This window comes from Tumidithrix elongata BACA0141 (genome assembly GCF_036349135.1).
Lineage (GTDB): Bacteria > Cyanobacteriota > Cyanobacteriia > Pseudanabaenales > Pseudanabaenaceae > Tumidithrix > Tumidithrix elongata.
On sequence record NZ_JAZBJZ010000035.1, the window covers coordinates 19433 to 43995 of the forward strand.

Below are 24563 nucleotides of genomic sequence, written 5' to 3' on the forward strand. Positions count from 1 at the left end.
CTGATAAGAATCCTTAACTACTGATTGGGAAACTGATTGAGGACTAGGGAAGATAAGGGAGAAACAACGTAGGTTTCATCTGAGCTTTAAGATGCTTTTCTAATTGCAGATCCTCTTCTTGAGATTCAAATTGAATCTCAATGCCACGTACATCTTGGAAAGTCACCTCAACACGTCGATCGCGGGCATAGTCTAAAACCGTATTGCCTTGGGTGGCAGGTTGGCGTTCGCCTTGGGTACGAATCGTCATGCGCTCAGGGGCAACACCTCGGCGCAACAGGTAGTTACGGGCAGAACGGGCGCGACGGAGACCCAAATCGAGATTGTAATCATCGCCCGCACGCGGATCGGTATGACCTTCTAGATCGATGACGATCGTAGCGTATTGTTGCAAAACCTCGGCAATTCGATCTAATACTTTAGCGCTGGCAGGACCGATCTCATCGCGATCGAGGGCAAAATGAATTTGACGAGGAACCTTTAGCGTAATTTGGGCGGGGGGTGGCGTTTGGGCTACGGGCGGTGTGGTACAGCTAGGCATATCCATGATACGAGGGGCATTAAGATCGATCGCAGGCAGTGCCTTCCCAAGCTCTGCGATCCGCGCATTCCGAGCAGGTTCCGAAGTGCCATACTCAGGATCGGTGGCGATCGCGGAAATCGTATCTCCTGCTTTTACATTTTCTAGATTTGCGGCAAACTTGCCTCGATCGTCCACCTTGACTGTGGTGAGATATTCGTTGAGCGGACCATAGAGAGCGTTGTTTTCGTTGACTCGATAGAGATCGACCTCCGAGCCGACATCGGCAGTGCCATCAATGCCCACCTTGCCATTCAGTAAATAAAATTCCGTTGCCAAAAATATTGGGGCATTAATCGCGCCATTGGCAGTATCAACCCGCCGAAAATGGGAATCGCGCACCGCATTCACTCCGTCGCCCGTGTGAAAATCTGTGGTTCCCGTATTGCGACGAGTTACCAGATCGATGCTCATACCTTCAAGCGTGGCAAATAGGTTATTGCGAATCAGATTGCGATCGCTTTTGGGAAAAGCCGCGATCGCCACCCCTGAACCCGCTTGATGCGAAATTCGATTATCACTGACCTGATGATCGTTGCCCATTAAATAAATTGCGGCTCGACGCAAACCTCGTCCGTTGCCTGTAATCGCGTTTTGGGTCACCTTAATCGATCCAGAGGGCTTGAACAAAAAGATGGCGGAGCCATCATTGCCACAGATCAGATTCGATTTAATTGCAAGCCGATCGATTTCGCCTTCTAAACGAATTGCATCGGGGATTCCCGATAAGCCATTCCCAATAATGGCGTTGTCCAAAATTTGCGAACCTACGGCAGTGACTGAAGTAATAATTCCACTGCCTTGATGGTTGCCAATACGGTTACGCTGCACGATTGTTTCTACGCCGTTAAAAATCGACACGCCAAAGGCTGAAGATCGCTGTGTCATTTCACCCGTCGGCGGAATTCCCAACCAGTTTGCCTCTAGCACCACACCTTTAGGGGGTGTATTCCCTTCATAGAAAGGCGAAAATTTTGCAGGTTGCTGCTGTTCGGTGGTATCTGGTGGTGGTAAGCGATGGGAAATAAAAATATCGGCTGGGGGCGTCGTGGTTGTGGCGGTATGAATGGCGCTAAAGCCGTAGATACTCAGACCTTTAACCGTAACTCGGTCAGCCGTAATTGTGATGCCTCGCAGAATTTCAACGTTATCCGCAGGGGTAATTGCTACAACGGGTGTGGGAATATTGACTTCCGTGGCGAAGGACTTGCTGCTGTCATACCCTTCTTGACTTGTGCCATCAATGAAGAGGTTGGGGCTGACGATCGCAGGCAAGGCATCGGTGAGGCGAATGGTGGTCTGGTCAGCAGGCAGGGCAAATTCGATTTGAGAACCCGTTTGATTGAGAACAGTAACATTGGCTCGTTCGGCAGCACTGAGTTTTTCTATGTTTAGGGTTCCATTAGCCAGAGCGATCGCTTCTCTAAGAGTCAAGCGATCGTCAGGATTAATCAGCCCATCAGCATTACTATTGACACGAATCTTTAGTGAAGGAAAAGCAGACTGGGCTAGTACAACCGAAAAGCTGCTCCAGACTATGATTCCACCAAAGATCGCACTCAAAATGTAGGCGGACTGTTTTCGATTCTGGTTCCTTTTCATACTACGCACTCCTCACAATTAACCCATTCATGTCTCAACCAACGCTCATTTAGGCAACGCTCCTGGCGACTCATCGACTGATTTTCGTTGCCACAGAATAGGTCGCGATCGCACCGTTAGCGGCGATCGTCATCTGCTGTTTTACACCTCCAATGGCAAGTCTGGCTATATTATTTTGTAGCTGGCTTGGAGGTCGGCTCGGATTCGTTACGGCAGGCAAAGGTGTTGATAAGTTTGCAGGCACCGAACTTGAGGCGATCGGATTTGCTTCTACTGGAACAGAAGCTACGTTAGGTTCGGGAACCTTTGGTACTTCTGTCACTTTCGTGGTTGACTCCTGTGGCTGAGGCGGTGCGACCTTTTGGAGACCGAAACCATCAAACAGCTCGTTAATCTTAAATGTGACCGCAGCATAGAGACCACCCGCAGAACGAGATCCGCTAAAGTCGCGATCGACATTGACTCCTCCTGAGCTATAGCCAACGCCTACCCTTAAGTTAGGTGTGAGGTGGTAACCCAACTCTGCCAAAAATCCAGTTTCTGTATAGCCTGCTGACGGTTGACTGATTAGCCTACCCTCAGCGACTAAATCCCAGTTGTAACCGAGTCGATAGGTAGCTCTTAACTGACTTAGCGTAATGCTAGAAGTCCCAACAAGATCTTTAGCTAGATAAGAAGTACTATCGCGGAGCGCAAATTTGCCATAAAACTCCCATTGCCAGTTGGGTGAGTAAATCGCTTCGGCAGAAAGTATATTGGTTTGCGAACCCGATCCAGATCCTGACAGAAGTGTATCGGGTATCGTACCGGGGTTTTGACGAAATTCGTATTTCAGCAAAGCGTTAAAATTGTCGTTGGCAGGATCGCGATAAGCTAAACCAATCTTGAGGTTTGATGTATCGCCTAGCCCACTTAAAAGTTGATTTGCCACTCCAGCCTGTTGATAGCGTACCAAAGCTGTTAAAGAAGGCGAAAGTTTGCCAAGCGCCGCTGCTGAGATCACCGTATTCGAGCCAGTTGATGAGGTGCGATATTCATATTTAGCACTCGCCTTAAAATCTGGATTATCGGTATATTCAAAACCAATACTAAAGTTATCCCCTGCTTGGGTAGCTAGCGTTGATGAGTTCTGTCCAGGAGAAAAAGGCTGTAAAAACTGAGTTCCTGTCGCGGTCTGGGTGGAAAAATCACCAAAGATACGTTCGTAGGCAAAATTCAAGCCCAATCCAGGTGCGATCGTCCAACGCTGATTTATCCCTAATGCTCCTTGCGTAGTCCCAGTATTTGCCCCGCCCAAAACTGTGTATCTACCTGTAAGTGTCGTGTCGGAACCCAACTTATATTCACCGAGGAGATCGGCACTTGTGACAGAACTGCCAGCAAGCCTGCCATTGTGAAACCATTGTTGCGCCACCCGCAAGGTGATGCCATCAATTATTGCCCAATCTAACCCTACTGCCGAGCGATCTTGGTAAACAGGGTCAACGGTGGAAGAAAGACTTGTTTCATTCAGGGCGAGAAAGCGCAGGTTATTGGTAATCGGTACATTGATCTGCGATCGCAGTTGGCTTGAACTTCCAGAAAGTTGATTGGGGGCAACCCGATCTTCTCTATCTCTTGATAACCAAGTTAGTTCTAACCCAATATCCCCTAATTTTTGCTGTAGTCCAATCGAAAAGGTACGTAACGAATTATCAACGGGTGTACCCACTGGTAAAACATTTTGACGCAACGCCAGTAAATCCGCTAGAGAAGTCAAGGGCTGAGGCGGCAGTCCGCGATTTTCCTCTTGATCGTAGGCGGCCGTCAGATTTGTCGTAGGTGAGAGTTTGGCGATTACTTGAGCGCCAAAGCGCGTCTGTCCAGGCACAAAGCTGATCGTGGCATTATTGGCAAATCCAGTGTCAGCAGTACGATAGTAAGCCCTACCTGTTATTCCTGAGATAATTTCACTATTTACCTCAACCCGTGCCGCCGCACCTGTAACCCGCCCTAAGATATCTGAGAAGTTATCGGAGCGAGCATATTCAGCCACAAGCTTACCGTTTGTGCCAAAAGAAACTGCTGCACTTGCTCCATATAGCTGGAAGATACGTGACCCCTGATCTTCTTTGAAATAGTTGGCACCCAACCAGCTTTCACGATTGAGTTCGCGCGAAAAATGATAGCGCAGTTGACCAGCATAAAGATTGTTGGATGTTCCCGTAGCCTCATATTCATAGGTAACGACAATCTTACGAGTCATTAAAATGCCTGTGTCACCAAACGCAGTTTGCAGCAGTGGTTTGCGAAATAGTAACGTGCCGCGATCGTAATCGATCTCATAGTCCTGTCCCCGTTCTAACTTATCTCGTTTGATGACTTCGCCGGGGCGGTTTTGCTCCTCAAGTTCCACATATACGGTTTCGCTACCTGCTAATACCAAACGACGTGAGACAAAATAGTAACCACTTGTGCCGTCAGGGGCAATACTATCGCGTTGAAAGGCTTTGTCGGTGTTGCTATAAAAGCCAGTAATTTGTAAATCGCCAAGGTTATAGTTGAGCTTAAGCCCGTTGAGTTGGCGAGTAATTGCGGTGAATTGTTGAGCCGAAGTCGTGAACTCTTCTGTTTTGAAATCTCCCCACATAATGTAGTCAGTCCCTGCCAGTGGAACGGGCGAAGTGCGCTCTAAGCGCAAAAAGAGACTGCCAAGCGAAGGAGTTACTACTGTTGTTACGGAACTATCACCATAGGTTGGGTAGCTTTGATCGCAAAACTGAACATCACGAAATAGCCGAGTTTTTCCATTACAGTCAAGGTTTAGAGGACGAGCACTATTATATGCTCCAGTAATTTGCCATTCGCCAATTCTGCCAGTACCAAATAGCGCCGCATAAAAATCTACTTGATTTCGGTTATCTTGGTCTGTCGGCAAAAAATCTCGAAAGCTACGGTAATAGTCGGTTCCTCTTGCACCAAAGCGCAGATCGATTACACCCGTAACAATAGAAGGACGAAGGTTTGACTCAAATTGAACCTGTGTAAAAGCCTCTAGCTTTGAGCCACTGATGGCACGGATTGTGACATTCCCTGAGTTAAGGCTCGATCGCAGTTGGGACGTAAACTGACCGTTTTCAGCTTTGACTTGAAAACCTGGCTGAGCAGGATCTTGATCTATACCAACAAACTCGCCGTCGGTGGCAGTGAGGGTGACAATCGCATTGCGACTCGCCCGATTTCCTTGGGCATCAACGAGTTGACCGATTACAGTGGCAGTAGAGCGACCATCGGCAGGTACTCTGGTCTCTTGAGTGCGTAAACTGAGTTGGGCGATTTCCCCCCGCACTTGAATCTTAGCCTGCGTGATATTACCTTGATTATCTTGGACTTCGAGCAGGTTTTCACCTTCTTTAAGCACAACCCCATACCAAACCTGTGTGGTTAGGTTAGTAGAAGTATTTGTTTCAGTCCGACCGATTTGCTTAGGATTGACCGCAATTCCATTCACACGCAACTCAACTGTCTTGCCTATGGGGAATTGCACCATAATGCTAGAAGAAGGCGTGTCTAAAACCGTTCCAGAAATTGGCGCGAGAATTTGCAGGGGTGGTAGTGCCGTTTGAGATAGGGTTTGGGATGGAGCAGAAACAGATGGGATGGCAGGTTTTACGACATCAACTTGCGTTGATGGTTTTACGGTTTCTTGAGAAGACGGTGAGACTGGAGTTTGAATCGTAGCTTTTTGCTCAAGTTGAACAGGTACCTTTGTCTCATCTTGCTTTGATGTTGGCTGAGCAGGAAGAACTTGAGTCTCCGCCACTGGGACAATTCTTTGCGGTGCGGTAATTTGTGGTGAATTCTTTTGAGGATCTAAACGATCTTGCTCAAGCTGCCTCTGTTCAGTTTGTGCTTCGTTTGCCAATGTCGATAGGGGCAGCAAACCGAGATTGGGAATAGTTGCTAAAACAAGAAGCGTGGTTAGAGATACATTCGGTGTTTTCATTGTTGCTGCCCTCTTTGAGTTTCACCTTGGAAGATTGGCGTGACGGCAAAATTGGCTTTAACTAAGCCACTAGGTTCTAACCGTACCAATCGGGATTGGCTATTGCGCTCGATGAAATAAAGATTTGGCGCGAGCGTATACCCAGGCAATGAAGTAAGGTCAAGAACTAGAGTGCGGCTCCCTGAAATTACATTCATTACCGAATACAATCCATTCGCATCTGTAATAATCCGATTGCCATCATCCATAAAGATCACAGCATTAGGAACACCAGGCTCATTCGGTTGTTGTTCGCCATCAAAGTTCTTATCAACAAAGACCCGACCAATAATCGTGCCGCAATCAGAGATAATGCCTGGGTTAATCCGCAACGTGTAAATCGAAGGACCATCGCGGACAACGCGCCCATTATCTGCCCTGCGCCCACTCACAGAAGCTTGGTTTTGTCCGTTACCGCGTAATGCATCAGGTGTGATCCTAGCGGCAAAGGCAATGCGCAATCGTCGATCTTGGTTGCGAGGAGGAAGTGAGCCCGTGACATTGAACGTGATATTTCGACTATCTACCACAACATTCACAGGAACTGGTGCACCACCAATGTCTGCTCTTGCCGACCCATCCACATACTGAATTCCAATCGGTAGATTGTCCGTAACCACCAGTTCGCTAATCGTTGTAAGGGTAAGATTGCGAACTTCAAGGCGATAAACAGGAATGTCTCCTGGTTCGGCAGAAGCGCGATCGCCTGTTTTAATGATTTGCAGCTCTCTGGCTTCACAAATTGAAACGGCAACACCAAGACTACCGAGTGCCGAGCCAAAGCTAGTAGTGATAATTCCTGTTTCAAATACTGCTGCGCCATCAATCGTAACTGGCTTACCGTCCAAAGAAGTTATGGTAAATGCCACACGTCCGTCAGGCTGAGTCTTGCCAACTACGATGCGAATTCGGCGCTCTAATAGTCCAGACTCTGAGGGAGGACTGATCGCGAGAATGTATGTACGCCCTTCTGCTACCTGACCTTTGGCTGGATCGAGGAGGAAATTATAAACACCTGTGGTGCTTCCATTTAGAAGGAATGGATTTTTATTGAGGGTATTCGGTGCCTGACCAGTTGGAGGAGTAGAACCTGAGGGAAAGGTCGGCGTGAGCGCCACAAGACTACCAATTTCCCCTAAAGATCCAAGGGGCTCAAATAGAGCAACTCGGAACCCTGTATAGTCAGTGAAGGATTGACCCGCACAGTTTAAAATTTTACCTGCGGGATCGATTAAAGCAGGTGCTCCTGTGCTCAGACCAAGCGTATTACTTATACCTCCGATCGCCGCACCTGTGGGAGTTTGATAACTAGAAGTCGCTTTGTTGATTAGGGTTACTTGTTGCGCTTGTCCTGAAAAGACAAAAATGTTGTGTCCAGCAACACAAAGCAACACCACAGCAATCAGTAGGATTACAAAACGGCTGATTAGAGATTTTCGGTGGTTACGTTTGTGTCGTTTCACTGGAACAATACCTTCTCAATAGGAACTTCTTGCACTTAACTTATCTAGGAGCCGAAGGCTGATTGACAAACAGCAGCCCTATTTCACCCGTACTTGGTAAGTAGCTTGCAGAATGCTTTTGCCAGTAAAATTTTTGCCAAAGTTCCAGCGCACATGGGTATAGGCTTCGGGAGGTGCGGGACGCACTTCGATGACGCCATCTGCCCGTTGCACGGTAACTGTGGGTTTTGCCACAAATGTTTTGCTGCCATCAATGCTGTATGTGACCGTTGCTCCATCGGAACTTGGCAAGGTTGCGGAGCCAAGGATGTAGACCATTCCTGATGGAATCGGCTGGGTTACAATCAAGTCGGAAATGGGATTTTTTGTATTGTTTTGCGCCGCAACGGCATAGCGTAAGATGCTGCCTGGAACCACTTGCGCGTTATCATTTAACGCCTGCCAAGCGATCTGCTCGTTACCACTGTTATCCTTAACGATTACTTGTAGCGAGGCAACAAGAAGTAGCTTTAGGGGTTGAACTTCCGCAGGCCTTTGCGCCAAAAGTTCAGTTTGGCTTTTAGTGGTTGGGTTAGCCGGTGTGGTGGAAGCGATCGCGATCGGTGGCAACAGCAATGCTCCCAGAGCAGCTAGCCCAATTGGTAAACCTATAAAATGTTTCATAACCTACCTATGTCTACAGATTTCAACAGCGAACAGATTTGTGGAAATGGAATAAATGGAATGAACAGAGATCAATCAAGCCGATATCAGGGTGAGAGCTTTGGCTTACCCACCCTGAGCTAACTTTTTAGTTGGCAGTGCGACGGAAAGTAAAGGTGCCGGAAGGAGTCGCAGGATTAGGCGCAGGAACAACTGTACCCACAGTATTTTGATAGCGGGTCACGGCAATACCTGATGCAGGATCGCCTCCTACAATAGGTGCCGCGCCGTTAAAGAATTGCAAAGTTCCCAGTGTTGCTGTAGTACCAAAGTTATGGGTGGTTAAACCCGACCAGTTATTGGGTGCTACAGTGCCATCGTCATTAACTACGAAGTTACTGGCATTGAGCGTTCCATTCCCTGAACTTCCAGCCGTTGCAGGAGTCGAGAAGTTTGTATAGCTCAGTCGATATTCAATGATGTTGCCTTGGGCTGCGACTTTATTTGCAGTACTGAACGTACCATTTGCTCCACCTACTGCGGGACCTGTACCCTGTAGAATGCGCGACTCTTTCAGCAGATTCATGTAACCCGTGTAGACACGATCGATCGTGGTATTGCTAATCGGGTCATTGTCAAAGCCGTTGTTGTTGTTGTCGGCAAAGGCAACGATGGGCACTGAGTAGCCAGAACGATCGCCTGCGTTTGTATTACTACCAAGGGCAATAAAGCGATCGGAAGACTGTTGCGTACCAGCTGGAAGATCGACGGTAACCGTGTAATTGACGGTTTGATTGGGGGCAATTCCGTTGAGAACTACAGGCGCACCTGCAGTTTGCGTATAAACTCCAGCATTATAGGTATAGGTAACATCTTGAGCAGGATTTGCTCCTACAGCAGGAACTTGAATTCTCACTGTCGTTCCATCTGGCATATCCCCTGCTTGACGACCTGTGGGGTTGGCAGCATTGGCAGCATTGGGCGGCAATGGTACAAGCCCTACTCGGTCTAAATTACCTGCACCAGTATTTTGGAAAGTATTGGGAAATACCACAGCAGGCGGATCGATCGTAGCACCTGGGTTTAAACCTGCGGCAATTGGTGTCGAGAGATTGGTGAAGTCATCGGTGTTATTGGTTGGTCCTACCCCGGGAGCTTGTCCGTTAGGGCCATTGGTAATGTTGGTGGCTGTAGTAATTGTGATTACGTTATCTTCACCACCTGATGCAGCCGTACCTCCTACACCACCTGCGGGTTCAGTACCTGTGTTGTTGTTGTTATTGTCCGTACCATGTACAGCGGGGTTAGCCACACCATTTGCCGCACCCGTAGGGTCAGTCGCAGGATTTGGTGCAGTGCCTTGAGTAGGAATCGGACCGTATAAACTACCCTGAGGTGTTGGAGGCGTCGTTCCATTAATAAAGTTATTTGGAAATTGATCGCCCGATTCATCGTAGATGATGCGGTTGGTTGGATCGCCCAAAGTTTGCCCAAACACCTGTGCGATGTTGGCGATCGTACCACCCGCTGGAGCTAAGCCACTAGTGACGACTGTAAAGGTTAATCCACTGGCAGTGGGTACTGTTGTATAGCCGGGGGCAAGGTTACCCGTAAATACCATCCCAATTCTGGTAATTGCTGCGGGTGCTGGCGGTGTCGCTGTCCAATTCGCGGCAACCCCTACGGCTCCGATGGGGAGACTTGTCGTTGGGGAAGTACTGTATACAATTGTCCAGCCGGGAGGTGCGATCGCGGAACCTGCAACAAAGCTCGTACCAGCAGGAATAGCATCAGAAACAAGCACCCTTGTTTGCGCAGCTCCCTCTAAGCTAATCAATGTCCCTTGTAGGGAAGTGGGCGTAAAGTTTGGCACCGGCGAAGCTGACTCAACCCGCATATCAAGACGATAGGTAATCTGGTCGTCTGTGGTCACTGGGGTGTTTGGTACGTAGTTAGAGCGGGTCTTGAGTACCGTAGCAAGGGCGATATTTTGTACCGAAGATCCCACTGGAACCGATCTAATTGCGGCTGCCTCACGTTGACCGTTAACTGGAGCAAGCCCACTCACTGGGTCGTTGCCCGTCGTTCTGACATCATTAGGGTTGGTGGCATTATCATCGTTGATCGGGGGTGTGGGATCAAATCCAGTACCATTCGTGTCGGGACGGTTTTGGGTATTTGGTGAGTTGTCGTTGGGACCTGTGTTACCAAGGCTGACACTGACAGGATCGTTGACCAGTGCCGTGGGACTTACAGTACCAATGACTCGAACGTTGATCGCTTGACCAGCGGGAATTGTGGCTGGCGTTGGAAAGGCAGTATTTAGTGGAATGATTGTCTCAAACGTACCGTTGTTGTCTAGGTCAGCCTGATAGCCCGTAATCGTGAAGTTTTGGGTAGCGATATTGGCTGTAGAGGGAAGATTGAGCGTAGATGGGAAGTTCCCAGTATTAGTGACAATAAAGTCAAAGTTTAAAACATCATTGGGTGAAACGTTGCCTCCATTCACATCGGTAAAGGCAAGGTTTGTATTTGTAATACCTGCAACGGGGGCTGTTGTAACTCTTACGGTGTTAGATGTCGTGTTAATTACGTTGCCAGGATTGTTTGGATCGACGTAACTACCTGTGGCGCGGTTATCGATAGGTGTGCCAGCAGGAGTTAATTGAGCGATCGCACTTAAAGAAATTATTTGTCCTAGCCCACCCATTGTCAAAGAGGCAAGCACAAACCGTTTGAAGATAGAACCTCTTTTGTGGTGTTTTATGGTCTTAGCACCAAGGCTCTTTCCTTGGGAAGACTTGGCAATGTTTTTACGCTCAGACATGTTTCACTCCAGACAACAAGGTTAACTACAAATTCCACACGCGCAAAATTACGCTTTACGCAAGCAGGACAAACCCAGCTAGAAGTGCTGCATAGCTCCTCTAACTGAATTTCATCAATCAGTCAGTCAAAAAATATGACTCAGCGCAATTTATTACGCACTGAAAAATTGGAGCAGAAAAGAATCTCAATCGATCGCAAGCACTTCTAAAAAGCAGCCTGCTTGCTTAAATACTTTGTTTGCTCAACAACGGAACACAAAAGAGAGAAATATGTGAACTGTCGCTAATATCCATTCTCGGAGATAGGACTTTATTCACTTAAAGCACACTCTTAGTTTATTTTTTAGTCGAAAAATTGCCTTAAACCGCTTTGACTTTACTTGAAACTGTCCAAGCAGTCAACAAAATTTATATTAATCTATATAAATTTTGATCTTAATTTCATTAAAAAACAATCTTTTTAATACAAAATTCACAAAGATTGTAATTATTAAAGCCTCTGACCGCTTCTATAGCCTACCCCCAAAAAGGCGCAAACGATCATTTTACAAAAAAAATATAACATATCATGAAAAATTCGTGTGGGGATCACCTAGTTTTCGCCTATTTAAAACGAAAAGTGAATCCCCAAAGAATCATCTCATCCCCAATCTCGTCCCCGTGTAGCCTCAGTTATCACTTTGCAGATTGAAACCGATAGTTTCGTTCTTGCAGAAAACCCTACGAATTTGGACTTATATGAATTTTGGGATTAACCCAGAAATTCAAGTACTCAAATTTAGATGTGGTTTCATGTGGTTAGACTATCTTTTTCGATCGCTTGCCAACATCACCCAACTGGGTGAACAGAATTCGCTACAATAGACCCTATGCTTAAAGGAACCAGCGTATTTTTAATTGGCATGATGGGTGCAGGCAAAAGCACCATAGGCAAGCTGTTAGCGGCTCAGCTAGACTATCGTTTTTTAGACACCGACCAATTAGTCGAGACTTGCACGGGACAAACAATTTCTGAGATTTTTGCGCGATCGGGAGAAGCAAGTTTCCGAGAAGTCGAGCATCAAGTGCTAGGGCAGGTTTCTGCCTATACAAGGCTGGTGGTTGCTACGGGTGGCGGGATTGTGTTGAATCAAATGAATTGGTCGCACCTGCATCATGGATTGGTGGTTTGGTTAGATGTACCTGTCCCTGTTTTGTATCATCGCCTGATCAATGCCACCGTTCCGCGCCCCCTTTTGCAAACTGAAAATCCGATCTTGACCTTGACCAATATTTACGAGCAAAGACGCGATCGCTATGCCCAAGCAGACGTTCGCCTCACCGTGGGGGAAGAAGAGTCCTCTAAGCAAGTATGCGAACGCTTGATCGAGGCGATCTCCAAGAAAGTTGAGCCTGATCGCCTAAAGGTCTTGCCAGAGGAAGTAGGATTAGATTGCGAATAAAGCTGGAGTCAGAGCAACCCCAACCCAACAAACTATGCTTCTGAGCCTAAGAATTGAGAACTTTGCTCTCATTGACAATTTAGAACTGGAGCTATTTCCCGGACTGAATATCATGACGGGGGAAACAGGAGCAGGGAAGTCGATTATTTTGGATGCGATCGATGCAGCCCTTGGTGGGAAGGTTTCGAGCCGCATGTTGCGAACGGGAACAAATCGCGCCCTGATCGAAGCGACATTTCAGACCAATCCCCAATTATCTGAATGGTTAGCCAGTCAAGAAATCGACCTGTTAGATGATGGAGCGGTAATTTGCAGTCGCGAAATCACCAGCCGTAGCAATCGCACCCGACTGAATGGCGTGGTCGTGAATAAACAGCAAATCCAAGAATTACGCGAACAATTGGTCGAAATTACGGCACAGGGGCAAACTTTTTTATTGGGAAGAGAAGCGATTCAACGGGAGTGGTTGGATAGTTTTGGTGGAATCAAATTGCTCGATCTGCGTCAAAAAGTAACGCAATTATTTGAGATCGCTCAGCGATCGCATCGCGCTCTCAAAGCCCGTCAAGACAGCGATCGCAATCGCCTACAACAGATCGACTTACTCCAATATCAACTAAAAGAATTGGATGCGGCGGATTTAAGCGAACCCGATGAGTTAGAGAACTTGGAAAGCGATCGGATGCGGCTCTCTCATAGTGTAGAGCTTCAACAACAGAGCTATCAAGTCTACGAGATACTTTATCAAAATGATGCTGAGAATGCCTGTGCGGACTTGTTAGGCAAAGCGGAATCCATTCTCACGGAAATGGTAGCAGTGGATGGAAATCTGCAAGGTATTTTGGAACTCGTTACCAGTGCCTTAACTCAAGTAGAAGAAGCAGGACGAGCGATTAATACCTACGGTGACAATCTGGAATCTGAACCCGAACAATTGGAACAGATCGAAGACCGCATTCGACAGCTCAAGCAGATTTGTCGTAAATATGGCGCGACGCTTCAAGATGCGATCGCCTACGCCCAAAAATTGCGGCAAGAGTTAGATGGACTCACAAATCACGAGCAATCGATTGAGGAATTAGAAAAAATCGCCGCTGCCGATCGCAAAACCCTCGTCAAAGCCTGTCACGAACTCACCCAATTGCGGCAAATCGCTGCAACGCAACTAGAGCAAAAGTTAGTCGCCACGCTCAAATCTCTCGCCATGGAGAAAGTGCTGTTTCGCGTCACGATTGCCGCGATCGAACCGAATACCTTTGGAGCCGATCGCGTCACCTTTGAATTTAGCCCCAACCCCGGTGAGCCTTTACAGCCACTCTCAGAAACCGCCTCTGGTGGGGAAATTAGCCGATTTTTACTGGCGCTCAAAACCTGCTTTGCCCAAGCCGATCCGATTGGTACGATGGTATTTGATGAAATTGATGTGGGGGTGTCGGGGCGCGTATCGCAAGCGATCGCCCTGCAATTATGGCAACTCAGTCGCAACCGCCAAGTTCTCTGCGTAACGCACCAGCCGATTGTGGCAGCGATCGCCGATCATCATTTTCGCGTATCCAAGCAGGTGGTGATGGTCAATCAAAATTCCGCTACAAATTCCGCTACAAATTCTTCAGAGAATTCTAACGGCAATGGCAAACCCGAACTCACAGAACGCACAACCGTACAAGTCCAACTTTTAGAGCCAGAGCAGCGCAAACAGGAATTAGCCCAAATTGCAGGGGGTGTCAATGTGAGTGCTTCTGAAAGCGTCCCAGAAAATGGCTCAGAAAATGGGTCTGTCAAAAGCTTGGCAGATCGCAAAACCAAGAAAAAAGATCCCCCCCTTAATCCTGCGGTTTCTCAAGCGATCGCCTTTGCCGAATCTTTACTGACTCAAGCTGCTGCGATTAAAAACAGCGATCGAGGATAATCGCTATCCGACGAAATCCCATAAATAATTTAGGATTGCGATCGCTGACGGCTGACAACCGATAACTGATTAACCACTAGTGGCATAATAAGTAGGAAAACTTAGCTAAATAACTTAAAGCAATATGGCACAGGGACAAGGATTTGGTTTTGGCCTAGGCAAAATGAAAGAAGCCTTCCAAAAAGCTCAGCAAATTCAAGAAGGAGCAAAGATCCTACAAGCTGAGCTAGACGAAATGCGTCTGACTGGAGAATCTGGTGGGGGCTTAGTAAAAGTAACCCTGAGCGGAAACCAAGAACCTCATGGGGTCGAGATTGCTCCTGAAGCACTGAATGAAGGTGCTGAAGTTCTTTCTGACTTGGTGTTAGCAGCGCTAAAAGATGCCTATACGATCTCAACAACAACCATGAAAGAAAAAATGGAAACCCTCACTGGTGGCCTAGGTCTACCTGGCGGTTTTTAATTGGAGCTTGGTTTCTAATCGCTGCCAATTCTTGCTTAGGATGTATTGTCACGCAGTTCTATAGGAATAGATGCGTTAGGCACTGGCCGTAACGCATCTCAAGAAATTCTACTATCGGTTTTGTGTTGGAAGGTGTTTTCCATCGCTGTGTTACGCCAAGAGTCAATCACCACCGACGATTTTATCCGTTATATGTTCGATGGTAAACTGAAAGCATTGATTGGGCTAAGTTGACCTATGCCCCTTGCAACCGACCGACCCATACAACAGCAGCTACTCAACTTTGCCGAATTTCTCGCTCATTATGGTGGCGGCAACCGCTATGAAATGATCGATGGAGAGGTATTCGACTTGGAACTAACGGGCTTGCATGAAGAGGTTGCAGCGTTCATTACCGCAAAGATTTGCGTCCAACTCGACAAAATGGGCTTATCTTGGTTTGTCCTTCAACAAGGAATACTGCGCCCTTCAAACATGGGTATGACAGCATTTCGACCTGATCGCTCTGAGCTTACCAAAGAACCACTCTGGTCTGAACAGTCGATCCTGACGCTTGGCAGTTCGATTAAGTTTGTGGCGGAAGTTGTGAGCAGCAACTGGCAAAATGATTATTCCCGTAAAGGTCGAAGACTATGCGGTTTTAGGGATTCCCGAATATTGGATTGCAGACTATGCAGGCTTGGGTGGTACTCGACATATTGGGAAGCCCAAACAGCCTACCCTCTCTATCTGCACGCTAGTGGATGGGGACTATGAAATTCAGCAGTTGCGAGGCAAGCAACCGATCGTCTCTCTAACCTTTCCAGATTTAAAACTGACGGCTGAACAGGTTTTGAGGGCAGGTCGGTAAAATCACGCATTATGTTTCCATTATCCTCGATATGAGTTTGGAGTAACCGCATCTGTTATTTAGTCTAGACCATGACAACACGAGTCTGGGCTTGGATATTGGTTTGGGAGTTTGGAATAACACGAATTTCTACATTGCTGCCTAATGCATTGAGAAATCGAAAGAGTCTTTCTGTAGAGAAGCCTGATAGTTTCCCTCGAACTAATGCTGATACTTTAGGCTGATCTATGCCTAAAAGTTCCGCCGCCTCAATTTGAGTGAGTTGGCGGTCTGAGATGATTTCGCTGATTTGATGTGCAAGTTCCGCTTTGATTAATAATTCATCAGGGTTCGGTAAACCCAAGTCAGCAAAGATATTATCGCTACCTGAATATACTTTTATTTCTTCAGTCATTCTATTTCTCCTGTTTATTTTGCTTTGAGAATGTCTCGTAGTGCTCTCTAGCACGCTTGAGCCGCAATTCAATTAGGTCTATATCTTGCTTAGGGGTGGAAATACCATGCTTTGACTTCTTCTGAAAGACATGAAGAACATAAACTATTTCTTCAAATTTCACCGTATAAACTGCTCTGAAGGTATCTCCATCATAATCCTCAACAATTTCGAGAACACCTGAACCCTTGAATCCTTTGAGGGGTTTGGCATCAGGATGCTTTTTGCCCAACTGGGCGCGATACAAAGCGAAGCCCATCATTTGCTGAACTTCTTCTGGAAATTTCCGTAAGTCGTCGAGGGAACTGCCAATCCACTTAACAGGCTTTAATAATGGATTCATATCTTTGAATATGCCATTTATAGCATATTATGTCAAAGCGATCGCGCGGTCTAACTAGTCGTTGGAGTACACGGTCAAGAAGGGATACTGACAGCTATTGAGTACAACCGTTATTTTTGACGATCGCCAAAATCACCCAAAAATCACCACCAAAATCATCATTCTCAATATCAAAACCTAGCAACACGAGAGGCTCATACTAAACTTTTCCGCCTATCAAGCAAGTTCCAGAGATTGCTAAATAAGACTTAGCGATATATGATAAAATCCTGAAACACGGCGATAGAATTCTTGTTAACCGCCTAACGGAGCTAATGCGTTTCAACTCAACCTTTATACGGAAACTTTTCGCGGAACAACATAGTCAGTGTTCGTAAATTGCCAAGGAATCTGTTTTTCTGTGGAAAACATCTAACCTATTAAAAAAGATCTCAATACCTGATTTATAGGAGATTTAAAATGCCTCGAATGAACTTGCTCTGTTTTATATTGTGTAGCGCGACTGCATCGTTTTCCTTGTCTATCAGCGAACCAGAACAGGCTATTTCGCAAACGACGTGCGGCCCAAATATGATATCTAACGGTGGCGCTGGCTGTGTGATCGATTATTCCAATTATATCGATCGTTCACCCAAGCTAAGCAGCCCATCTACCCCATCTACATATATATATTCACCTCCTCGCGATCGCGAGGCTGAGAAATTAGAAGCGGATGTCATTTCACTGAAAAAGAGTGCGATAGAACAAGCAAGACTTCTCCATGACCCCGAATATATTAGATATCTGACAGGCAAATGGATATTCCCATCTTCAAAAGGCGCAAAAAATGGTGAATTTTGTACTGCCTTTTTTTCAAGGCAAGGAGTAATACTGACTTTAGGAGGTCCTGGAGGAGACTATAAGGGGGCAAGTCTAACATTTATGTCGGCAGATATTCCTCGTCCCAAAAAAACAGAGGTGGTAAAAGTTACGCTTTTGCAAAATGATGAGCCTCCCATAACAGTTAATGCTCTAAATTACTCAAACCCCAATCATTCTTTTGGTTCAATTGTTGTGGCTTTAACAGCAATCGATCCAGTTTTGACAAGCATGGAAGATTTCCAGCATTTTGATTTACAAATAGACGGTAAGTCAATCGCTAAGATCGACTGGCATAGTGGTTTGGCTGCAAGAGACGAGTTGAGTAAGTGCTTGAATGGTAAGCCTTATTCGGTGACGCAGATCGACCTGCTTGGAAAGTGAGAAAAAAATTTGCTTATGTGCGAGCCGTTTTAAAGCTAGTGGGCGATCGCTTGCCACTCAATTAAGCCGTTATTCCCGATCGCCAAAATCCCCCAATAATCACCACCAAAATCATCATTCTCAATATCAAAATCTGGCGGTACGAGGCTCATACTGAACTTTTCCACTTGTCAAGCAAATTCCAGAGATTGCTTAAATAAGACTTAGCGATATATGATAAAATCCTAAAATACAGCGACAGAACTAGTTGTTGGAACCGTCATAAAAACGACTTCTAGTTAACCGTTTAGTATGACTCATGCGGTTCAACTCAATCATTAACTTGCTTTTTGTAGCTTATCAGTTACGCTTTTAGCAGCATCTTAAAGCATACTTTTGTTATAGTCTAGAGGAGTTGACAAGTAAAAAATGGCAACAATTTCCTTTGTTGACGAGATAAAGATAGAAAACTTCTTAACTCCACCAGCTACCGATAAAGGTTATGTCTTGGACTTCTCTAATGATAAATTACAAAAGTTTGTAGGCTCTGTTACAGGAATTGATATTTATGGCGAAGGAAAATATGATCACTATGGGACTTCTAAAGCTAAGCGCCTAAAATGCTTTTTTGATAAAGAGCCTGGTCATATAGTAGGCAAAGTGTTGCTAGAGTTAACAGAATATCAAAAGACTTTGTCTCCTAAGTATCATTCTCTTGAAACACAACCTCATGAAATTGTAGAAATTGCGAATAAGCTGCTACAAGGTAGCATAGATGAAGATGATAATGCTGCTGGAAAAGCTTACTTTGAGAAAATCCGAGAGCAGATTCTAAGTGAACTAGAAAAGGCTGAGTTTACTATTTGGATAGCAATGGCGTGGTTTACCGATCCTATTTTATTTAACTGTCTGCTTACCAAAAGAACTCAAGGATTAAATATTCAGATAATCGTTAATGATGATAAAACCAATAATTCATCTGATTTAGACTACAGTCAATTTGAAACTTATAAGTTGCCTCCTTCAGGACTTCGCTCAATAAATAAGATGCATCATAAATTTTGTATCATAGATTTCAAAACCGTGATTCATGGTTCGTATAACTGGACTAAAAGTGCAAGATACAATGATGAAACTATAGAGATCTCACTCGGACACATTAAGGCAAGAAAATTCTCAAAAGAATTTATGAAGTTAAAATTGGAAGGACTAAAACAATAAATTACTTTGCGCTGGCTAACACTTTGCTAAAGTGAACTATTGGGGTAATTGCTCAACTTAGTAAAATCAACAAAAAATGACTGTCAAAAAGTCGATTTTACCTCTATTTTATCTATATATCAGCAAATTATCGTTTGACAAATGAGAATGGTGTCATTTAGCTAGTTTTTGAGACAATTTATAGGCTGAAACCCTGATTCCTTCTAGGTTGAGCAATTACCTATTGGGAAAAGGATCAGTTTAGGACGATAGCCTGCTCGCAACTGTTATTCCCGATCGTCAAAATCACCACCAAAATCATCATTCAAATTATCGTTCTCAATATCGAAATCTAGTTTTTGTAGATCGGTTCGGCGCGAGGTTCTGCGGTGTTTTTTGGTAATTAGGCGAGGTTCGTGTTGAACTTGTCCGCCCGTTCCAGATTTCGTTTTTAGAGTGGATTCCGTTTTTGTCGTGTCTCTGGCTTTGGAATAGTGCGCTTCGACATCATCCAAAAATAGAGAGTAGTGGGCATAGCGTTCCCAATCACCTTGGACGACACAGTTGGGTTCGTCACGGTGCAAGCAGTCGTTAAATTGACAAGTTCCAGATTCTAATCTCAGCCGTGCTTCAGGAAAACAGTAGGCTAACTCCGTAGGCGTTTTAGGCAGTGCGGGTTGCAAAAAACCGGGAGTATCCGCCAAATATCCCGTTGCCTGTTCGTCTAGGGGAAAAAGTTCGACATGGCGGGTGGTATGCCGACCATGCCCAAGCCGTTGCGAAACTTCACCCACCCTCAGCTTTAGTTCTGGAATTAAAAAATTGATTAGGCTAGATTTACCTACACCCGAAGGGCCCGCTGCCACGGTAACGCCCGTACTGAGATGTTGTTTGAGTTGCTCGATACCTTCACCCGTGTAGGTGCTGATTGCGATTGGGGCATAACCCCAGCTCTGCATGTGATCGCACCAAGTTTGCCGTTCGGCTTCGGTGACTAAATCGCATTTATTCAAACACAAGAGAATATCGAGATCGCTGGCTTCGATATTGACCAAAAACCGACTGAGTTGGAGAAGCTCGATCTCAGGATCGGCAAGAGCAAACACCAAGAGCACGCGATCGACATTGGCGATCGGAGGACGATCTAGCAAATTATGGCGTGGGGCTACCTCCGCGATCGCACCGCGATTTCCCTGCCAATCTGGCTCTTGAATCACGACGCGATCGCCGACACATATCTGCTGCCCAATCTTCTTGAGTCTAGCTCTGCGGGTACAGAGCAATTCTTTAGTGGCGATCGAACTGTCCTCTATGCCATGAATCGCAGCTAGAGCATAGAGATTGACGCGATCTAAACTAACGCGATAAAAGTTTGCTTGCACTGCCAAAACAGTGCCAGTCAAGTTTTCTATCTGGTTCGTCGTCACGCTTTTTGTACGGTCAAAGCAAAGAAATTTTCCCGTTCTTCAATGTTTTTGACAATGTGCCCATCAACGATCAGGCTATTGGGAACCTGCTCGATCGGTTCGCCGCGATCGAGCCAAACCTCTAGGGTTTCGCCTGAGGTAATTTTTTCAAGTTGTAGCTTAGCCCGCACAAAGCTGAGAGGGCATGGCACACCGCGCAAATCTATAGGGTTGGGCATAAACGCTTACCGATGATGAAAGATTCCACCTAAAAAGCCTTCAATGCCACCTTTGGAGGCTCCGCCTTTGAGCTTTTCGAGCAATTTCTCTAGGGCTTCTTTTTCTTCGCCACTGACCTTGGTGGGAATATCGACCTTAATTTTGATCAGATGATCGCCACGCGCCACGGGGTTGCCCAGCTTCGGTACGCCCAATCCCTCTAGTGTCAGTACTGTATCTGGCTGAGTCCCCGCAGGAATTGTGAGCGGCTTCTTGCCATCAACCGTATTCACGGCGATCTTGTCGCCCAAAATTGCCTGTAAGTAGCTGATCTTAATTTCCGACAGGATATTAATGCCTTCGCGCTCAAACTCTGTGTCCGATTGGACAAACAGATAAACATAGAGGTCTCCCGCAGGGCCACCCTTTTGCCCAGCATCGCCTTCGCCTGAGACGCGCAACCGCGTACCGCTATCGACACCCGCAGGAATCGTGATTTTCAGTTTTTTGTTAACCTGTGTCAGCCCTAACCCGCTACAAGGCTCGCACTTATCTTCAATCACTTGCCCCGTACCATTACAGGTCGGACAGGTTGACACTTGGGTAAAACTACCAAAGGGGGTACGGGTGGCGCGGCGGACTTGTCCTGCACCATTACAAGTACCGCAGGTACGCGGTCTCGTCCCGGGTTTTGCGCCCGAACCACTACAGACCGCACAGGTTTCTAGGTGGGTAATTTTGATCTGCTTTTCGCCACCAAAAATCGCTTCGCGAAATTCTAATTTTTGATCGAAGCGCAGGTCTTCGCCACGCATGGGGCCGCTGCGGCGACGGGGTTGTTGCCCCGCTGTGGAAAAACCACTAAAGAAGCTCTCAAAGATATCGGCAAAGCCGCCCATATCGCCCATGTCTGGCATGCCCCCTGAAGCGCCTGCCTCGCCAAAGCGATCGTACCGAGCGCGAGTTTCTGGCTCAGAGAGGACTTCGTAGGCACGGTTAATTTCTTTGAAACGTTCATCCGCACCTGATTCTTTGTTTACATCGGGGTGATATTTGCGTGCCAAACGTCGATATGCTCGCTTGATATCCTCTTTGTCCGCATTGCGTTCGACGCCAAGGATTTCATAATAGTCACGCGCCATAGGGGGTTCACTCAGTCGCTTAATTAAATAGTGATGGGCTATAGATCTTAATTTAACCTAGCATTCGGTTGAATAGGCTACTAGCTTTTCGCAAGCAACTATTCGCCATGAATACTAATTTAATCAATTTTTAACACATATTATTCGAGCTTACATACAGGAATTGCTCGTAATCTCTATGGGCGTGTCTTAACAGAGACATCGCCATTGACCAAGGTTTGGCAAGCAAGTCGATAGGTATCGGGTTTGCGCTTGAGTTTTTTTTGCTCGAAATCTGTACGAGGGGACAGATTTTCTATGCCTTCTGAGATCTCAACAATGCATGTGCCACATTGGCCGTAACCACCACAGTTAGTGAGCTTGCCCATGAGCTTATAGATATCGACATTGTGTTCCATTGCTTTGAGTCGTAAGTTTACGCCGTCCATCGCAATGACTTCTTTGTCTTCGTTCACGAACTTGATGTTTGCCATAACATTATTAAATTTTATTTCTGAATATTAAGCTTATCAAAATCTTGGCATTTAAAGCCTTGGGATTTGAGGCTTAATCTTCTAAACCAGTCATGGATTCGGAGCGACTCACAATTAACAGCGAAGCGTAGGGCGGCACTAAATGGGGGTAATCAGCAAGGTTTGACCAAATTCTCTGTTTTGTTAAGGTTGCCCAGGCGACGACATGACTGTGGTTGAGCAAATCTCGCGATCGCAGCACTTCCCAAATCTGCGCGTAGGTATTGCTAATTTTCATCAGAACGATCACTTCTGCCCAATCCAAGGCGTTTTCTAGATCTAAGATGCTGTTTAATGCAGGCAAAACCGCTAGTTTATCCGACCAAATGGTGAGGGGAATGCCTACAACTGCTGCTGCTGCCAAGGGCGAACTGATGCCTGGGACGATCTCAATCTCTAGATCGGGGCATTTGGCTTTTAATCCCAACATCATGTAAGTAAAGCTGCTATAAAAGCTGACATCGCCCTCGGCGATAAATGCAAGGCTCTTGCCCTGTCGCAGATAGGGTACGAGGTTAATCACTGCGGTTTGCCATGCCACGCGCAAAACCGAATTATCTTGGACAACAGGGAGCGATAGGGGAATTTGCTGTTGGTGGGGCTGTATAAATTTGGATGCGATCGCTTCAGCCATCCCCGGCTTACCATCACGTCCTGCGGGAAAAGCGATCGCATCGACCTCTCGCAAAATCCGAAAACCTTTAATCGTTAGAAGTTCGGGATCGCCGGGACCTACACCGATACCATAAAACTTGCCTAGAGTGGGTTGACCGAGGTCGTGGCGATTTCCGTTATTTGAGGTTTGATGATTTGGTGTCATTGGCAAGTTTCAATGAATATAGCCTTAGGATACAAAATTCCGCTATTCTGAGGGCGGAAACAATCGTTAAGTTAATAGGATCGTCATGGCTCCTGTCCGTCTATGCGCCGTGTCCAAAGCATTCGAGCAGAACGTAGTTCTACATGACATCGATCTGACGGTGGAAGATCGAGAATTTATGGTGCTGGTGGGGCCCTCTGGCTGCGGCAAAAGTACGCTTTTACGATTGATCGCAGGTTTAGAAACGGTGACAGAGGGGTCAATTTATCTGGGGGATACGCAAATTAACCATCTGCCGCCCAAGGCGAGAGATATCGCTATGGTGTTTCAAAGCTACGCGCTCTATCCCCACATGAGCGTGTATGAAAATATCGCCTTTGGGCTGCGCCGCCAACAATCTCAGCGATCGGGAATATTCTCCTCTATGGGTCACAAGCAACGTCAAGCGATCGCGCTGCGAGTACAGCAAGTGGCGGAATCGTTGCAAATTGACAAATTACTCGACCGCAAGCCTAAGGAATTATCGGGAGGGCAAAAGCAAAGAGTGGCTCTAGGCAGAGCGATCGCCCGCAATCCTCAAGCATTTTTGATGGACGAACCCCTGTCGAATCTGGATGCCCAATTACGCAGCGAGACTAGGGCGCAAATCGTACAACTGCAACAACAATTGCAAACCACCACAATTTACGTTACCCACGACCAAACCGAAGCGATGACGATGGGCAGTCGGATTACGGTATTGAATGGTGGAAAAATTCAACAGGTTGATACGCCACTCAATCTCTATCGCAAGCCCGCAAATCTCTTTGTCGCTGGGTTTATGGGTTCACCACCAATGAATTTTTTGCCTGTTGCCCTGGATGCAAATCGCTATTTGCAAGGGGAGCATTTCAGCCAACCAGTTCCTTTCGATCGAGATTCAAATCGAGATTTAGAGCTAAACCAATCTTACGTTCTAGGCATCCGACCTGAGGACTTAAAACCTTGCAGCCCCGATCGCGCTCATGTATGTGGGAGCGTCCAACTTGTAGAGGCTCTAGGTGCTGAAACTATTGTAATTCTTGATATTCATGGGCAATGTCTGAGGGCAAGGTTATCGGCTGACTTGATGTTTACCCTCGATCTAACTCTAGGGGCTAAGACCTACTGGCAGTTCGATCTAAACAAGTTATATCTCTTCGATCGCACCACAGAGAATGCGGTCTATCAGCCCATATAGCTCGTTTGAGCCTGCAAAAGCCAAACAGGCATAAGCTAAACATGCATAAGCTGAAATTAATATAGTTGCTTTTTCTTTGAACCTTTTTCAAGCCCATTCGGTCTAAATAAAAGTAATTATGGGATTACGGGGAATCACTCATGACTCAACCTTGGAATCGGTATCTATCAGTCTGTGGGATCGCGATCGCCCTAGTACAGCAGGGCGGAAATAGGGCTACCCTATAGAAGGTGAGCTAAATGAAA

At 46.3% G+C, this 24563-nt stretch carries 18 protein-coding genes and 1 pseudogene; 7 read left to right on the forward strand and 12 right to left on the reverse strand.

Features of this window, described 5'->3' with window-relative positions; all coding sequences use genetic code 11:
- Positions 1 to 43: 43 nt before the first annotated feature.
- From V2H45_RS10720 to V2H45_RS10740, 5 genes are all read right to left on the reverse strand, one after another.
- Entirely contained in the window at positions 44 to 2182 is a 2139-nt protein-coding gene (locus tag V2H45_RS10720; protein ID WP_330483637.1) for an OmpA family protein, read from the reverse strand.
- A 70-nt stretch (positions 2183 to 2252) separates the two neighbouring features.
- On the reverse strand, positions 2253 to 6167 hold the full coding sequence (locus tag V2H45_RS10725; RefSeq protein ID WP_330483638.1) for an invasin domain 3-containing protein: 3915 nt from the start codon (positions 6165 to 6167) through the stop codon (positions 2253 to 2255).
- On the reverse strand, positions 6164 to 7669 hold the full coding sequence (locus V2H45_RS10730) for a hypothetical protein (protein ID WP_330483639.1): 1506 nt from the start codon (positions 7667 to 7669) through the stop codon (positions 6164 to 6166). Before V2H45_RS10730 ends, V2H45_RS10725 begins: the two co-directional genes overlap by 4 nt.
- A 78-nt stretch (positions 7670 to 7747) precedes the next feature.
- The gene (locus V2H45_RS10735) at positions 7748 to 8332 is read right to left on the reverse strand and encodes a hypothetical protein (RefSeq protein WP_330483640.1); all 585 of its coding nucleotides are present in this window, start codon (positions 8330 to 8332) and stop codon (positions 7748 to 7750) included.
- A gap of 127 nt (positions 8333 to 8459) precedes the next feature.
- The gene (locus V2H45_RS10740) at positions 8460 to 11138 is read right to left on the reverse strand and encodes a beta strand repeat-containing protein (RefSeq protein WP_330483641.1); all 2679 of its coding nucleotides are present in this window, start codon (positions 11136 to 11138) and stop codon (positions 8460 to 8462) included.
- 870 nt (positions 11139 to 12008) lie between these two features.
- On the opposite strand from V2H45_RS10740, the gene V2H45_RS10745 reads away from it, so the two are divergent.
- The 4 genes and pseudogenes from V2H45_RS10745 to V2H45_RS25595 all read left to right on the forward strand — a co-directional run bounded on the left by V2H45_RS10745 (position 12009) and on the right by V2H45_RS25595 (position 15803).
- Positions 12009 to 12581, forward strand: coding sequence for a shikimate kinase (locus V2H45_RS10745; protein WP_330483642.1), 573 nt, complete (start codon positions 12009 to 12011; stop codon positions 12579 to 12581).
- Between the two features lie 34 nt (positions 12582 to 12615).
- Positions 12616 to 14490, forward strand: a complete 1875-nt coding sequence (gene recN / locus V2H45_RS10750; RefSeq protein WP_330483643.1) for a DNA repair protein RecN — start codon at positions 12616 to 12618, stop codon at positions 14488 to 14490.
- Between the two features lie 124 nt (positions 14491 to 14614).
- Positions 14615 to 14953 carry a YbaB/EbfC family nucleoid-associated protein gene (locus tag V2H45_RS10755; protein WP_330483644.1) on the forward strand — a complete coding sequence of 113 codons (339 nt, stop codon included), beginning with the start codon at positions 14615 to 14617 and terminating at the stop codon, positions 14951 to 14953.
- 237 nt (positions 14954 to 15190) lie between these two features.
- Positions 15191 to 15803: pseudogene (locus V2H45_RS25595) on the forward strand (Uma2 family endonuclease).
- 64 nt (positions 15804 to 15867) lie between these two features.
- Here V2H45_RS25595 and V2H45_RS10765 read toward each other — a convergent pair.
- A complete protein-coding gene (locus V2H45_RS10765; protein WP_330483646.1) occupies positions 15868 to 16197 on the reverse strand; it encodes a helix-turn-helix domain-containing protein in 330 nt (109 codons plus the stop codon).
- A 1-nt stretch (position 16198) separates the two neighbouring features.
- Positions 16199 to 16579 (reverse strand): type II toxin-antitoxin system RelE/ParE family toxin, encoded by a 381-nt coding sequence (locus tag V2H45_RS10770; RefSeq protein ID WP_330483647.1) that lies wholly within the window; start codon positions 16577 to 16579, stop codon positions 16199 to 16201.
- Between the two features lie 570 nt (positions 16580 to 17149).
- Between V2H45_RS10770 and V2H45_RS10775 the strand changes: the two genes are divergently transcribed.
- Both V2H45_RS10775 and V2H45_RS10780 read left to right on the forward strand, forming a co-directional pair.
- Positions 17150 to 17821: a hypothetical protein gene (locus V2H45_RS10775; protein WP_330483648.1), complete on the forward strand. Its 672-nt coding sequence runs from the start codon at positions 17150 to 17152 to the stop codon at positions 17819 to 17821.
- 408 nt (positions 17822 to 18229) lie between these two features.
- Entirely contained in the window at positions 18230 to 19021 is a 792-nt protein-coding gene (locus V2H45_RS10780) for a phospholipase D-like domain-containing protein (RefSeq protein WP_330483649.1), read from the forward strand.
- 266 nt (positions 19022 to 19287) lie between these two features.
- Here V2H45_RS10780 and rsgA read toward each other — a convergent pair whose 3' ends face one another.
- The 5 genes from rsgA to V2H45_RS10805 form a co-directional block, all read right to left on the reverse strand.
- Positions 19288 to 20427 carry a small ribosomal subunit biogenesis GTPase RsgA gene (rsgA, locus tag V2H45_RS10785; protein WP_330483650.1) on the reverse strand — a complete coding sequence of 380 codons (1140 nt, stop codon included), beginning with the start codon at positions 20425 to 20427 and terminating at the stop codon, positions 19288 to 19290.
- Complete coding sequence (locus tag V2H45_RS10790; protein ID WP_330483651.1) at positions 20424 to 20645, reverse strand: sulfurtransferase TusA family protein; 222 nt, start codon at positions 20643 to 20645, stop codon at positions 20424 to 20426. The genes rsgA and V2H45_RS10790 overlap by 4 nt, the downstream gene beginning before the upstream one ends.
- 6 nt (positions 20646 to 20651) lie before the next feature.
- Positions 20652 to 21767, reverse strand: a complete 1116-nt coding sequence (gene dnaJ, locus V2H45_RS10795; RefSeq protein WP_330483652.1) for a molecular chaperone DnaJ — start codon at positions 21765 to 21767, stop codon at positions 20652 to 20654.
- 176 nt (positions 21768 to 21943) lie between these two features.
- A complete protein-coding gene (locus V2H45_RS10800) occupies positions 21944 to 22240 on the reverse strand; it encodes a 2Fe-2S iron-sulfur cluster-binding protein (protein WP_330483653.1) in 297 nt (98 codons plus the stop codon).
- A 73-nt stretch (positions 22241 to 22313) separates the two neighbouring features.
- Positions 22314 to 23099: a precorrin-2 C(20)-methyltransferase gene (locus V2H45_RS10805; protein ID WP_330483654.1), complete on the reverse strand. Its 786-nt coding sequence runs from the start codon at positions 23097 to 23099 to the stop codon at positions 22314 to 22316.
- An 85-nt stretch (positions 23100 to 23184) separates the two neighbouring features.
- Here V2H45_RS10805 and V2H45_RS10810 point away from each other — a divergent pair, with 85 nt between their 5' ends.
- Entirely contained in the window at positions 23185 to 24318 is a 1134-nt protein-coding gene (locus tag V2H45_RS10810) for an ABC transporter ATP-binding protein (protein ID WP_330483655.1), read from the forward strand.
- Positions 24319 to 24563 lie beyond the last annotated feature (245 nt).

Excerpts from the sequence above, each read along its gene's own strand:
- V2H45_RS10720 (WP_330483637.1), bottom strand. The coding sequence starts at position 2,182 with ATGAAAAGGAACCAGAATCGAAAACAGTCCGCCTACATTTTGAGTGCG.
- V2H45_RS10725 (WP_330483638.1), bottom strand. The coding sequence starts at position 6,167 with ATGAAAACACCGAATGTATCTCTAACCACGCTTCTTGTTTTAGCAACT.
- V2H45_RS10735 (WP_330483640.1), bottom strand. The coding sequence starts at position 8,332 with ATGAAACATTTTATAGGTTTACCAATTGGGCTAGCTGCTCTGGGAGCA.
- V2H45_RS10740 (WP_330483641.1), bottom strand. The coding sequence starts at position 11,138 with ATGTCTGAGCGTAAAAACATTGCCAAGTCTTCCCAAGGAAAGAGCCTT.
- V2H45_RS10745 (WP_330483642.1), top strand. The coding sequence starts at position 12,009 with ATGCTTAAAGGAACCAGCGTATTTTTAATTGGCATGATGGGTGCAGGC.
- recN (WP_330483643.1), top strand. The coding sequence starts at position 12,616 with ATGCTTCTGAGCCTAAGAATTGAGAACTTTGCTCTCATTGACAATTTA.
- V2H45_RS10755 (WP_330483644.1), top strand. The coding sequence starts at position 14,615 with ATGGCACAGGGACAAGGATTTGGTTTTGGCCTAGGCAAAATGAAAGAA.
- V2H45_RS10765 (WP_330483646.1), bottom strand. The coding sequence starts at position 16,197 with ATGACTGAAGAAATAAAAGTATATTCAGGTAGCGATAATATCTTTGCT.
- V2H45_RS10770 (WP_330483647.1), bottom strand. The coding sequence starts at position 16,579 with ATGAATCCATTATTAAAGCCTGTTAAGTGGATTGGCAGTTCCCTCGAC.
- V2H45_RS10775 (WP_330483648.1), top strand. The coding sequence starts at position 17,150 with ATGATATCTAACGGTGGCGCTGGCTGTGTGATCGATTATTCCAATTAT.
- V2H45_RS10780 (WP_330483649.1), top strand. The coding sequence starts at position 18,230 with ATGGCAACAATTTCCTTTGTTGACGAGATAAAGATAGAAAACTTCTTA.
- V2H45_RS10790 (WP_330483651.1), bottom strand. The coding sequence starts at position 20,645 with ATGCCCAACCCTATAGATTTGCGCGGTGTGCCATGCCCTCTCAGCTTT.
- dnaJ (WP_330483652.1), bottom strand. The coding sequence starts at position 21,767 with ATGGCGCGTGACTATTATGAAATCCTTGGCGTCGAACGCAATGCGGAC.
- V2H45_RS10800 (WP_330483653.1), bottom strand. The coding sequence starts at position 22,240 with ATGGCAAACATCAAGTTCGTGAACGAAGACAAAGAAGTCATTGCGATG.
- V2H45_RS10805 (WP_330483654.1), bottom strand. The coding sequence starts at position 23,099 with ATGACACCAAATCATCAAACCTCAAATAACGGAAATCGCCACGACCTC.
- V2H45_RS10810 (WP_330483655.1), top strand. The coding sequence starts at position 23,185 with ATGGCTCCTGTCCGTCTATGCGCCGTGTCCAAAGCATTCGAGCAGAAC.